Below are 12,678 nucleotides of genomic sequence, written 5' to 3' on the forward strand. Positions count from 1 at the left end.
ATCATCCCTCCTTTTTGGTTAAGCCGGTCATTTTCAAACTTAGCTCCCAGATTTTTTCTTGTTTTTTCGGATCCATAGCATGTTTTGCCGGTATTTCTTCGATTGTTAGATTAAAAAAGGCGCCACTGACATTGCTTAATTCACTCGATGAAGCTAAATAATAAATAGCCTCACCGGATATCTTCGGTTCTTTTAAAAAATGCCAAGTTACATGATGTAAAAACCACCTGTATAATCTGCCGTTATTTTTCCCAATGTTAGTCCTCACAGCACCCGGGTGCATTGCGTTGATAGTAACACCAGTTCCTTTTAACTCTTCTGCTAACTGCCAAACAGTTAACAATTGTGCCGTCTTGGAAGCTCCGTAACTTCTCAAGCCAGTATAGATTCGCTTTTCCCAGTTCAGATCTTTAACATTCAATCCGTTGAAGCGATGTCCTTCAGAATTGACCTGAATAATTCGTGATGGCGAAGATTCAATCAGTTTATTCAATAACAGTTTAGTGATCAAAAAGGGTGCTAAATGATTCACACAAAAAACCATTTCATAACCGTCTTTATTCAATATTCTTTTAGTTGAATGAAGACCAGCACTATTTATTAGGACATCCACTCTTGGGTATTTACCCATAATTGCCATGACCGCTTTTTCAACTTGCTTCAAATCGAAAAAATCCGCGATAAAATAATCGATAAAAACTGAATATTTTTTCTCGATTTCTTCTTTGACGGCTTTAGCTTTATTTTCGTTTCTCACCAGCATCACAATGGTTGCTTTGCCGGCAGCTAATTTTTTTACAGCTTCATACCCCACACCGGATGTTGCACCGGTTACGACACAGACTTTCCCATCCATCGATTCATCGCTCTGCTTTTGAACAGCTCTACTATTTTTCATGAACATCAATTGTTCCGGAAATTTAACTATCACTTTGTGTCTCCTCATCCAAAAAGGACTCTCATAAACAAGCGGTAGATGGGTCTAATTATCGGAATGCCATCCATTATATCGCCCCACAGATCGTAATAATCTCTCTGTTCAATAATCAGACCTTCTCTATCAAACGTTAATCTCGTAGTACCATAAATCGGTTTTTTAGGAAAAATACGAAAAGACATTGTCATCTTCCATTCCAACATTACAATATTATCCGTTTTAATAATGGTGTAGATATCCATTCTCAAGCTTTTACAGCGCTTAGCCAAGCGATTACACATTGCTTCAAATTTAACTTTACCTTCTATTCTCTGGATTGAATCCTGAAAGATAATATCTTCATGATAAAACGGAAAAATATGTGACCAGTCTGGTTTCCCTTCTGCACTATAGGTTTTCGACCACAACTCTTCAATTTCTTCAATGGACAATATTTCGTTTTCTACTGAGCCTTTTTTCATAAAAACACTCCATCTTGATTTCTTGTTACTACTATTGTAACAAATCACTAGAGAAATCGCTTACGATATAAATGCTGATTTTTAAGTGTCTTTAAGATGAAAATGACTTCGGGGACTGCTCTGTCATGAATGAGCAAAGCTTAAGGGAACAGAACACACTTACATGACCCAGTTTAGAAACATCACCATCCCCTGTTGTTTATAATCGATGTAGCATATCTTAAATCTCTGATTTGATGATCTTTAAAATTGCTTTTAGGACAGCAGAATGTCCTGCACCATTTATCTGATTCGTAGTACCGGTAAAGTATAAATCCGTATCAGGGTTGTACCAAGCAAAGGAACCGGTTTGTCCCCAAAAACCTATTATTTCTTTTATAGGTTTGGAAGGAGAGACTATTCTTGGAACAAAAAGTTTCTCCAAACCTATTCCATAGAAAAAAAGACTAGGTGGTGGCAATATTACATTCCACTTTTTCAAGTCTTCTATCTTCTCTTTTGGAAAAAAATGACCCGTAAAAAATCCTTTCAAGAAAATCATCACTTCCTCTGCTGTAGAAACAATACCACCTTCTGGCGTGATTGATACTAAGTAGTTAGGCAGCCATAGTTTGTTAGATTTATAATAGAAAGGAACTGGTTTAGTGTCAGAGGGGTCTTTATATGCATAGGTGTGCTTCAAATTAAGCTCATCAAAAATATACTCTTGAAACACTTCATCAATATACTTCCCGGTAATGATTTCAATGATTCTGCCGAGCAGCTGATAGTTGGTGTCGGAATATTTCGCTTTTCCCTTTTTCCCCGGCACAAAATCAGGAGTAAGTTCTTTTACTAATTTTATTGTTTTCTCAAAATGCCAGGAACCATCTTTCCCATCAATAAGTTCAGAGGCAGAGGTATTTCCATCGGGTTGTTTATGAAAAAAGTAATCCGGTATTCCTGACGTATTGGATATAAGATGTTTTACGGTGATATTATTGGAATAATCAACTGCTTTTAAAACATGAAGCCCTTCCATGAGTTCCACAGGTAAATATTTCGAAATTTTATCGTCCAGCTCTATTCGCCCTTCTTCTATAAGGCACATAACAACTGTCGTTACATATAGTTTCGTAACACTAGCTATGAAGTACTGGCTATCCTCTTGCATATCTCCAGCGGCTCCTGTCCAGGTAAAACTGTTATCCCCGCTTTCAACTCTGAGTACCGCACTATAGACACCCTTTTTGTTACCAATCTTTTCAACAACATTGTTGAGGAATTCTTCTTTTATTCTGGTCCCCATCATTGCTCCCCCTTAACATACCTATAGTTTTAGATTTGTACATCTCCCCTATGACGTTAAATGCCAGATGACTGATTGTCCTAACCTTAGTATTTAATTACTTCGAATTGTCGCCTGCTAGATCTTTAGATTGTTCCTGAGGATACACAAGCCCCATCTGTCTGCGGCATTCATCTAAGAGTGCCATCACTTCGATTGTACTTTTGCCAGAAATCTTCTCGCCTTCTTTTCTTCCAGCACGAATCTCTGCTGCTACATTGGAAAATTGGTTGCCGTACAAAAGTCCCGCCATCTCGAATACTTCTTCTTTTCCATCAGTTTTCAAGTATGCCTGTTTTGATGAATTAAACTTTGGAACAGAAATAGCACCCTTTGTTCCTTTTATTTCAAAGAAGTTTCCAGCATCCTCTTTCATTGAAATATGCATCTTAGCCTGAAAGCCCGGGTACTGAAATTCGATTTTTTCTGCGTGATCCACCTCATGCATATCGCCTTCACATTTGATCTGTTCTGGTATACCAAAAAGCTCATAACAGTATCTGACTGCATAGACGCCAAGATCCAAGAGTGCTCCACCTAACATAGAGGGTGTTGTGAGTCGCGGATTATCTGAATGTTTGAGCAACGGGACGGCGAATGCACAGTCAACCGATTGTATATCCCCGATGACACCAGACTTTACCCACTCTTTTACCTGCAAGGCGGTCTCATTGTGCCAGGTCCACATTGCTTCTGACACGTAAACATCCTTTTCTGCGGCGTAATCGAATACTTCCTTGGTCACTTTTTCATTGACAGCAAACGGTTTCTCACAAAGTACCGGTTTCTTGTTTTTAATAGAAAGCTTTGTAAATTCGGCATGCATATCTCCGTTTACATTGACGTATACACCCTCTACGCCTGCAGCATTGATTGCCTCTTCGGCAGTAGCATAGACGGTTCCACCATACTCTTTTGCAAATTCTTCAGCTTTTGCTGTTGTTCTGTTCCAAACAGCCACGATTTGATTATCATCTGTCTTTACCAGTTCTTTTGCTGTTGTGTGAGCAATGCTCCCACAACCAATGTAAGCCCATCCAAATTTATCCATAAGTACATTCCTCCATTTTTCATTTATCGTTTAGAATACGTCTTAATTCTATTATAGATAGTAAAAATTTAAAAGATATACCAATGTATGAAAGTTACCTTTATTTTATAGCATCCATCCGCTTTAGTTTCCAACCTGAATCAACTTAGTATTCTCTCATCCTCTTCGTTAGCTAATCCTTTACAAAAATACCAAAGCCCATATTTATATGAGCTTTGGTATTTTTTGATACTTTAATAGGCACCACTTGAATAGGTTACTTCGTAGCTATGTGTATATATTTCAAAAACAATTCCGAACGGGTCCTCTACGTAACACATTTTATAAGGTTTTTCACCTGGATAATAGGCTCTGATCGGCATTCTTTGCTTTCCGCCATTTCCAACGATTTTGTTAACCAGACCTTCAATATCCGGGTCCTGGACACTGAAATGAAACATACCAGTTGGAACATGATTAAAAACCGGAGCTGTTTGATCGTTTTGCTTGAATTCAAAAAGCTCAATACCTATACCATCTGACGTTACCATATGAGCAATTTTAAAATCTTCATACCCCTCTCCAAATACATCTTGGCACATAATACCGATTGCCGTATCAACTTCTTCTTTAACTTCTGATGGTTCCATAACTAGGTACCATCCCATAACCTCACTATAGAATTTAACCGCATTTTCAATATCTGGAACGGATAAACCAATGTGTGAAAAACTTCTAGGATATCTCATGATATACCTCCAAAATATAGTCTTGTTTTATTTATTTCCTGTCGACATTATGAGTATATCAATCGATAATGCTTCCGTAAATCACTTACTTTTTTGTACGTACTTGATTGGAACGTTTAATCATTTACTATTATGTTGTTTTTCTCACCATATAGTTTAGAGAAATCACACAGAGAATCAACAAGCATATTTAATTGAGGGTATTGTTCAGATATAGCGTAGTGTACATTCAAAGGTTTCTCACAAATAACCGTGCGATAAATCAATCCTGTGAGTTCCATTTCCTTTAATTGAGTTGTCAGCATTTTTTCAGTAATATCGGGTATTCCTTTTTGCAATAATGAAAACCGATTATCCCCATGCATAATATGCCACAGAATAAGCAACTTCCATTTCCCACCAACCAGATCCATTGTTAATAACAAAGAGCAGGTATATTCTCTTTTAAGTTTCGCCATATTCCTCACCTCCATAAATGAAATCTACAGACACTTCATTTTATTCGAACTTTCTATTTTCATTATTAGGTTCGATCTACTTTTAATATGATACCTCTTTTTTGCTAGATCGCCACTCACTTACAGTGTTGAACAATTAAAATAATTCATCAAGTATTATTTATCTGAATTAGAGAAAACCCAGCCCGTTACGTTTTTATTTTCCAGTTCGACTGAGCCAACCTTCGAGTAAAACACCATATACGATCCCAGCCACAAAACTGATAGGATCTTGAAATCCAGTGGAACTGTAGAATGCGAAAGAAACTATAAGGCCTAGCAGCGCTCCACGAAGTAACGCCTTATTTCTAACGGTCTCGCCCCAAGGAGCGCCAACGATTAGCCCAAGGATAACCCGGTTATACCAAAGCGAAAACACAAAAGTAGGTGTAGCCGTAAAACCAGAACGTACATATGCTCCTACTATGCAAACAATACCTAACAAAGCTCCACCAATAAGAGCTACTTTCATCCTCTCTTTCATCTCTCCACTCCTCATATCATAAGTTTATGATCCATGACTTTTAGTTTAGCATCCACTTCTTCTTGAGTTTTTATCTTTCAATCTATTATAATACTCATAACTTTAATAGTATAACTGAAATGGTTACTTTTCAAGATAAAGCTAGGATACTAAAAGATATACAATTTCTACCATTTAAACTTTTTAATTACTTGAAATTTATTTGTTCTAAAGTAGTACATAAATGTTTATATGTGTTAAAATACTGACATAAAGGAGGCGTTTTCATGCTTAAAAATAAAAAAAGTCTACCGCTATTAGTTTATTTTATACTTTCGTTGTTCTTTATGGAGTTTATCTTGAGATTAAACGTAGTGGGAAGCACCGGTTTTGTTTCTATAGGTCTTTTAATTTCTTTTATATTCTCAATGACTTTAGCCATTGTTATTTTTTTACTTTCCAGTTTGTTTCATAATAGAGCCAATCATATTTTATCTTTTGTGCTCCTCATCATAACAGGCTTAATCTTCTCTACGCAATTTATTTATGATCAGTTCTTCAGGACCTTCTACAGCTTTTATTCAGCGGGAAATGTTTCTCAGATATTTGAGTTTAGGCAGGATATTGGGACAATCATTTTAAATAATTATTTTTGGATACTTTTATTTTTTCTGCCAGCTTTTTTTATCTTGTTTTGGGGCAAAAGAATTTTCAGTTTTGACAGGATAAGAGTAATTTATAGAGGATTATTGATTTGTTTAATTATAGTCTTTCATATAACAGCTTTGACTACAATTTGGTTCAATGGAAAAGATCAAAATTCAGCCTATGATTTATATTTCCAAACAAGGGACCCCGTTCTTTCCGTTGATAGGCTTGGCATGATCACTACCATGCGGTTAGATCTTCAAAGATTGGCTACTGGGTGGTCACCTACCCAGACAGCTCCTGATATGCCTACCTCCAATCCAGAGCCAATAGATGAACCTGAAAAAGAATATGCTGAAGCAGACATCGAAATGGAGACGGATGAAAAAGAAAATGTAGAGAAGGAAATAGAATATAACATCTTAGATATCGATTTCGATAAAATGCTTTCGGATGGAAATGATGACAGTCTCAACCAGATGCATAATTACTTTGCAAGCGTTGAACCTACAGCAAAAAATGAATACACTGGGAGATATGAAGGCTATAACCTTATCTTTCTAACTGCTGAAAGTTTTGCTCCTTATGCTGTACACGAGGACGTGACACCCACTCTTTATAAAATGGTTCATGAAGGATACAATTTCACTGATTTTTATGTGCCCCTTTGGGATGTCAGTAGTTCTGATGGTGAATACGTGTCATTGACCAGTCTTGTTCCCAAAAGCGGAATCTGGAGTTTTTCTGCATCGGCTGATATAGATCTGCCTTATGTTATGGGTAATCAATTAAAAGAACTTGGTTATAATACCGTCGCCTATCATAACCATACTTATACTTATTATAATAGAGATGCTTCCCATCCGAATATGGGCTATGATTATAAGGGAATCGGAAATGGGCTTGAAATAAGCGGAGGCTGGCCAAGGTCCGATCTGGAAATGATGCAAGAAACAGTTCCTGAGTATATAGATAATGAACCTTTTCATGCTTATTACGTGACAGTCAGTGGCCATATGCAGTATTCCTTTGCAGGAAACAATATTGCTTATAAAAACAAAGAGTATGTCGCAGATTTACCTTATTCAGAACAAGCCAAAGCCTACCTGGCTACTCAAATCGAACTTGATAAAGCCTTAGAGAATATGCTAAATCAGCTGGAAGAGGCGGGTATCGCAGACAAGACGTTAATTGTCTTAGCTACTGATCATTACCCCTACGGTCTTGATAACTCAACCATAGACGAGCTTGCTGGACATAACGTGGACAGAGCTTTTGAGCTCTACAAAAGTCCCTTGATCCTTTATTCAAAGGACATGGATCCTGTTACGGTAGATAAACCAAGTTCGAATCTTGATCTTGTCCCTACACTCTATAACTTACTTGGAGTAGAGTATGATTCCAGACTGTTCATGGGATCCGATATATTTTCCGACTCTAGTCCCCTTGTCATGTTTAGAAATAAAAGCTTCATCACCGACAGAGGTAAGTATAATTCTGCAACTAAGGAATTTATACCAACTGAAGAAGATAGCAGCGATGATTATTATGATTATATCGATGCAATTTCTCTGATCGTAGACAATAAGTTTTATTATTCCGTCAAGATACTTGAAACAGATTACTATAAAGAATTTAACTGATTCAGCATTCACTATCAGGTCCTCATAAAGATAATTCTGGTCCTATTAAAACCCAGCATGGAAATGGATTCCATGCTGGGTTTTTTTGCTTATTCAATTAAACGACTCGTTGACACTTAGTTAAAAACGTTCAAGCGCCCGTTACCGAAGGTGTCAAATTCCTTCTTTCAGCATTTCCGCACGGATCTTTTCAATTCTCATATCTAACTCTGAACCATCAAACTTGGGAAGATGCATCTCACTGACAATCTTACCATCGATCATGAACAAGACACGCTCACTTTGTGCCGCCACCATGGCATCGTGGGTAACAAACATTATGGTGATCCCTTCGCGATTTAGTTCCGAAAAGATCTCCATGATTTCCTGCGAAGTTTTTGAGTTGAGTGCCCCGGTCGGTTCATCCCCAAAAATGATTTTCGGACTGTTGATCAGCGCACGGCAGATACCTGCACGTTGAAGCTGCCCTCCGGAAACCTGGGTAATGTCGCGCTCATCCAATTCGGAAATACCCACCTTCCCCATCAGTTTTTTGGCTTTTGTCGATACTTGTGCTCCCTTCTTTCGGTTGTCACGCATTGAAGGGAGCACAATGTTATCTAAAATATTCAGGTTCTTTAACATGGTTGGCTGCTGAAATACAAACCCCATCCTGGTTCTCCTGAGATCAGCCATCTCTTTTTCGCTTAAAGTCGAGATATCTTGCTCTTCAAATGTAACTTTTCCGGATTCAAAATGGTCCATACCACTGAGTGCAAAAATCAAGGTGGTCTTCCCAGACCCTGAGGGCCCCATAACAGCTACGAACTCTCCCTCATTGATTTCTACCGAGACTTCGTCAAGAACAGTAGTTTTTTCACTGCCCACACCGAAGGATTTGACTAGAGCTTCAGCTATTATAATTTTATTCATCAGACTACTCCTTTATATTTTCAGAGATTTTGATCTGCGCAATATCTGCTGTCCCGGCTACTGTGGCAATCATTACAAAACTTAACATCAGCAGCGGGCTGAGCAAATAAGATAAAACTGGATTGGTTGTAAAAGAAAAGGAAGAAGCGCCAACATAAGCAATCGCCTGTCCGGCCAGTAATTGCCCTAGGCTATTTGCCAGCAGAGTGCCGGTGACCACTCCTATGAGCAGTACAAATACTGCGCGTGACGCAAACTGCACCCTGATATCGCGGGTTGTATATCCAAAAGCCTTCATCACCGCGATAGCGTAGCGTTCTTTGGCGACCAACATTTTCATGAACAGAAGCGTTACCAATACACATATGAATAAAGCGATAGCAGCTGCAGCATAGGCCGCTGTGCCAACAGAACTAATAGTAGAGCCGTAAGTCTGCAGTACATATTCATCAATGGCTGAAACCTTGGCAAAACCAAAGTTGTCTTGGTATTCTCGTGCTTTGCTTTCGACCTTTAAAGCATCTGCAAGTTCTATATTGATGATGCTCCACATCGTTTCCGCTGTGTCGTCGACAAAAGCAGCTTTAGCCGTTTTCCCACCATTCGTTACATCGGAATAAACGCCGCTGATCGTGAAGTCCTTTTCTACGCCGTTTACAAGCAATGCAATGGAATCACCTGTAACCTTTTCCAACTCCCTTGCATTGATATCCGACAGAGAAATCTCGTTTTCAGCAACAGGAGCACTACCTTCAGTATATTCCAGAGGAAACTCTAAGTGATTGCCGAGTTCTATTATGATTCTTTCTGTCGAACCGTCTTCCATGATCACATCAAATGTTTTAGTGGTCAGCAGGGCATAACTGGCAATGTCACCGTCTGTCTCTATCTTGTCTGCTACTTCAGCAGTCTTTTCAGAAATATTGTCGGTCTGCTGGATATCAATACGCATATCACTCCTACCGATACCCATATAGGTAACAAAATTTTCCGAAGAAATGGTATTGTAGAGGTTTTGCGGAATAATCATGATGAAGGCTGAAATGATCAGCACTACGAGCATGGTAGCATAAAGACCTTTCCTGGCGAGGACATCCTTAACCCCAAGAAATATATTGGGATTAAAGAGCTTGTTTTCGCTGAGCAGCAACCGCTTCGAGGTATTGCTTTTTCCCCGGGCCATACCGAAACGAATCGCTTCTGCAGCGGATATTTTCTTGAACCGCTTCAGTACTCTGTTAACGTAGATCATGATTGTCAAAGCTATAATAAATACGCCTAACGCTCCGAAGAGGGGGGCAAGTGAAGCATTATCACTTTCACCCATGAAAAGCCTGATGTTCACCAACAGTAGATCTTTAAACAGAAAAGAAAGCGCGTAGCCGATTGCAGAACCGATCAAGGCAATAGCCGCATATTTCGCCAGATAAATCCTTTTGATATCAGATAAGCGCAAACCGATAGCCTTCATCACGCCGATTTCGCAGTAATCTTCTTCGATTTTGGCGAGTAGGGTAAACCTGATGGATACAAAAGCAATCAATACAACCATAATACTAACCAGCAGGATGACCGCAATCATCATTCCATCAGAAATCGAATTGATCAATCTAAAAAGGGGATAGGTTATCGTCGGCCCGTTTGCTTCGAGGCCTGCAGCGTTATATTCAGATTCAAAATCTCCGAGGTCTGATAAATCATTGAGCCTGAATTCAATCAGGTATTCGATACTACCAGAGCTCCTTAGCTCCTCAAAGTCATTGTCACTAACTAGTAATCTCTTTGATGAAGAGAGAGTAGAATTCATTTGCGAATCACGTAGAAAACCTGCCACAGTGAACTCTTTTCCGCTGATCAAAGCACTATCGCCAACCACAGCCAAACCATCTCTCATGTAGTTGATTGGAACAAAGAGCTCTCCATCTTCAGCAGTTAAAATCTCATCGTCAAGACCCAAAAGATAATCAAATTTTTCACTCTGCCTGGAGACACCGTTATCTTGGAGGCTTTGAGCAAGCGAGCTATCAGCTAAAACAATTCGAGCTCCTTCAAGATTGAGGAATTCCAGCACCTGAAACTCTTCTACAAATTCGCTTTCCTCAGCAAAAACATTTAGGCGATCCATATCCACTTCCCCGGCATGCATCTGCATAAAGTGTGGTGTTTCAGCCTTGGTCATCATGGAGTCAATCGCACCGGTTAGATTGATAACCAGGATCATGGCCAGCGAGACCAACATGGCAGCGGCAGCAACAAAAAATACCGTGGTCAGGGTCACCGCTTTACTTTTTTGGAAGTCATTTTTGATCAGCTTGTAGTACATAAGTCACCTCTCTATTCAAGCCTCTTAGCTGATTCACAATTTCCGTATTAACCTATGTCGTAAATACAAATTTAATATGGTTAAGCCCTCCAACAATAACTAGAGTTTGCTCACAACTTCAATATGTACACTATGCTCTCTATTAATATGCATTTATTATGAGACATTTCCAAAAAGGAACTGGGAGTAATTTCAGTAAAACATCAAAAGTCTGCCTTGAATAAATCTCAATCTATCAATATTATCTAAATACCTTTATATTTTGCTGCCAAAACCTAGCTGTACTTATAATGATATAAATCCCATCTATTTATTGATTATATTATAGCACCTACTTTATTTTAAGCACATCGAAATGTCCGACGTATCAATATGAAATTCGACTATTCAAATAACCGAATTTTTCTTTCGATTTTTTTAGCTAAATTCTCTTTTCGTAAAAGGTCGATTCAAAACGAAACTAAAAATATAACTGTGGTTACAATTCATTTTTTATTATAATTCCCTCGTGAACACCTTCAAAAACCCATTTATCATCTTGCCCCCACAAAAGATTAAACCCCAGAAAACAAGATAAACACGTCATTTTCAAGGGTTAAATAATATTATTTAGTTAACAGTACGACTGTCTATACATCAAACGACAGGCTAATCTTGAAGTCTTGAGTGTGTTTTCCCGTTCACGGAAACAAGTCGATATTGTCAGTTCTTTATTATGTTTCACACATCTGAAAGATTTCAACAGATCACTTCAAATCAGTCGATGTCTTTTGCAATGATCATTTCCATCTCATAGTCATGGTATTCCTCTATCATACAATCAAATTCTTTTCTGGATAAACTTTTTTCACTTGATGCACTATCCATATAATAGATTTTCAGGATCATATTAAATTAATTACAAGTAATCATATCAACTTACCAATCAGACCAATTATGTTCATATATCTACCACCATCAGCATTTATCATCGCTCTGTCTTCAATGGCATAAGGATTTTCAGTAGAAAGCCAGTCATTCCATGCTTTATCAAAGCACTGCATTTCTTTTATATGAAAATCTGATAACGATTTTTCAAACTTTGGTTTCCACCAGTCAATGGAATGCCACATTTCAAGTGCTTCTTCCTCCCAATAGGGCATCATTTCTACAGGAACAGCATCGTGCACTTCATATTTCATACCAGGAAATGCTAGAGCAACTATAGCTCCTTTTTTTAAAATGGGTTTCAATTTTTCATCAAAGTAGTGATCGTTATTTCCAAAATAGTGGTATGCATCCACACTGATTACAGCATCGAAATACCCATCTGCAAATGGTAGCTTTAATGCATCCGAATGAATAGGAATAATCAAATCGTCAATTTCCATCTGTTTAAAACGTTTCAAATTATCAGTGGCTGACACCCATAAATCAACAGCAAAAACCTGTACACCAAATTTTTCTGCCAGAAATATTGAGCTAAGACCCTTTCCACAACCCAAATCGAGAACTCGCATTCCTTTTTTCAACGTGACGTTTTGAGTTAATTCTTCTACAATAAGCATAGGGTTTGGACCCATCATATTTTCAGAAAGGAAATCTTTATCATATTTTTCAGTTTTAAAATAATAACTCATTCCTGACCCCCTCCAATTTCAACTATTTCTCAATACCGTTATTTTTTATAAAAAACCAGTATGAAATCC

11 protein-coding genes are annotated in these 12,678 nt (G+C 38.2%); 1 reads left to right on the forward strand and 10 read right to left on the reverse strand.

Translation table 11 applies throughout. The annotated features are described in order from the left end of the window. Nucleotide 1 precedes the first annotated feature (1 nt). The 7 genes from ACO1PF_RS02820 to ACO1PF_RS02850 form a co-directional block, all read right to left on the reverse strand. A complete protein-coding gene (locus ACO1PF_RS02820) occupies nt 2-931 on the reverse strand; it encodes an SDR family NAD(P)-dependent oxidoreductase (protein ID WP_423189842.1) in 930 nt (309 codons plus the stop codon). Nucleotides 932-942: 11 nt separating this feature from the next. Continuing rightward, nucleotides 943-1,398, reverse strand: coding sequence for a nuclear transport factor 2 family protein (locus ACO1PF_RS02825; RefSeq protein ID WP_423189843.1), 456 nt, complete (start codon nt 1,396-1,398; stop codon nt 943-945). 220 nt (nt 1,399-1,618) lie between these two features. After that, a complete protein-coding gene (locus tag ACO1PF_RS02830; RefSeq protein ID WP_423189844.1) occupies nt 1,619-2,689 on the reverse strand; it encodes a serine hydrolase domain-containing protein in 1,071 nt (356 codons plus the stop codon). A gap of 94 nt (nt 2,690-2,783) precedes the next feature. Next, nucleotides 2,784-3,776, reverse strand: coding sequence for a Gfo/Idh/MocA family protein (locus tag ACO1PF_RS02835; RefSeq protein WP_423189845.1), 993 nt, complete (start codon nt 3,774-3,776; stop codon nt 2,784-2,786). A gap of 233 nt (nt 3,777-4,009) precedes the next feature. Beyond that, nucleotides 4,010-4,504, reverse strand: coding sequence for a lactoylglutathione lyase family protein (locus ACO1PF_RS02840; RefSeq protein WP_423189846.1), 495 nt, complete (start codon nt 4,502-4,504; stop codon nt 4,010-4,012). A 116-nt stretch (nt 4,505-4,620) separates the two neighbouring features. Beyond that, nucleotides 4,621-4,962, reverse strand: a complete 342-nt coding sequence (locus tag ACO1PF_RS02845; protein ID WP_423189847.1) for a winged helix-turn-helix transcriptional regulator — start codon at nt 4,960-4,962, stop codon at nt 4,621-4,623. 196 nt (nt 4,963-5,158) lie between these two features. Continuing rightward, the gene (locus ACO1PF_RS02850) at nt 5,159-5,485 is read right to left on the reverse strand and encodes a hypothetical protein (RefSeq protein ID WP_423189848.1); all 327 of its coding nucleotides are present in this window, start codon (nt 5,483-5,485) and stop codon (nt 5,159-5,161) included. A gap of 860 nt (nt 5,486-6,345) precedes the next feature. Between ACO1PF_RS02850 and ACO1PF_RS02855 the strand changes: the two genes are divergently transcribed. Further along, nucleotides 6,346-7,755: an LTA synthase family protein gene (locus ACO1PF_RS02855; protein WP_423189849.1), complete on the forward strand. Its 1,410-nt coding sequence runs from the start codon at nt 6,346-6,348 to the stop codon at nt 7,753-7,755. Between the two features lie 153 nt (nt 7,756-7,908). Here ACO1PF_RS02855 and ACO1PF_RS02860 read toward each other — a convergent pair whose 3' ends face one another. The 3 genes from ACO1PF_RS02860 to ACO1PF_RS02870 form a co-directional block, all read right to left on the reverse strand. Further along, the gene (locus ACO1PF_RS02860) at nt 7,909-8,667 is read right to left on the reverse strand and encodes an ABC transporter ATP-binding protein (protein WP_423189850.1); all 759 of its coding nucleotides are present in this window, start codon (nt 8,665-8,667) and stop codon (nt 7,909-7,911) included. Between the two features lie 4 nt (nt 8,668-8,671). After that, complete coding sequence (locus ACO1PF_RS02865; RefSeq protein WP_423189851.1) at nt 8,672-10,990, reverse strand: ABC transporter permease; 2,319 nt, start codon at nt 10,988-10,990, stop codon at nt 8,672-8,674. Between the two features lie 908 nt (nt 10,991-11,898). Continuing rightward, nucleotides 11,899-12,609 (reverse strand): SAM-dependent methyltransferase, encoded by a 711-nt coding sequence (locus ACO1PF_RS02870; protein ID WP_423189852.1) that lies wholly within the window; start codon nt 12,607-12,609, stop codon nt 11,899-11,901. Nucleotides 12,610-12,678: the final 69 nt, after the last annotated feature.

It is taken from the genome of Alkalibacterium sp. f15 (assembly GCF_049389645.1).
Taxonomy (GTDB): domain Bacteria; phylum Bacillota; class Bacilli; order Lactobacillales; family Carnobacteriaceae_A; genus Alkalibacterium.

Excerpts from the sequence above, each read along its gene's own strand:
- ACO1PF_RS02825 (WP_423189843.1), bottom strand. The coding sequence starts at position 1,398 with ATGAAAAAAGGCTCAGTAGAAAACGAAATATTGTCCATTGAAGAAATT.
- ACO1PF_RS02830 (WP_423189844.1), bottom strand. The coding sequence starts at position 2,689 with ATGATGGGGACCAGAATAAAAGAAGAATTCCTCAACAATGTTGTTGAA.
- ACO1PF_RS02835 (WP_423189845.1), bottom strand. The coding sequence starts at position 3,776 with ATGGATAAATTTGGATGGGCTTACATTGGTTGTGGGAGCATTGCTCAC.
- ACO1PF_RS02840 (WP_423189846.1), bottom strand. The coding sequence starts at position 4,504 with ATGAGATATCCTAGAAGTTTTTCACACATTGGTTTATCCGTTCCAGAT.
- ACO1PF_RS02845 (WP_423189847.1), bottom strand. The coding sequence starts at position 4,962 with ATGGCGAAACTTAAAAGAGAATATACCTGCTCTTTGTTATTAACAATG.
- ACO1PF_RS02850 (WP_423189848.1), bottom strand. The coding sequence starts at position 5,485 with ATGAAAGAGAGGATGAAAGTAGCTCTTATTGGTGGAGCTTTGTTAGGT.
- ACO1PF_RS02855 (WP_423189849.1), top strand. The coding sequence starts at position 6,346 with ATGATCACTACCATGCGGTTAGATCTTCAAAGATTGGCTACTGGGTGG.
- ACO1PF_RS02860 (WP_423189850.1), bottom strand. The coding sequence starts at position 8,667 with ATGAATAAAATTATAATAGCTGAAGCTCTAGTCAAATCCTTCGGTGTG.
- ACO1PF_RS02865 (WP_423189851.1), bottom strand. The coding sequence starts at position 10,990 with ATGTACTACAAGCTGATCAAAAATGACTTCCAAAAAAGTAAAGCGGTG.
- ACO1PF_RS02870 (WP_423189852.1), bottom strand. The coding sequence starts at position 12,609 with ATGAGTTATTATTTTAAAACTGAAAAATATGATAAAGATTTCCTTTCT.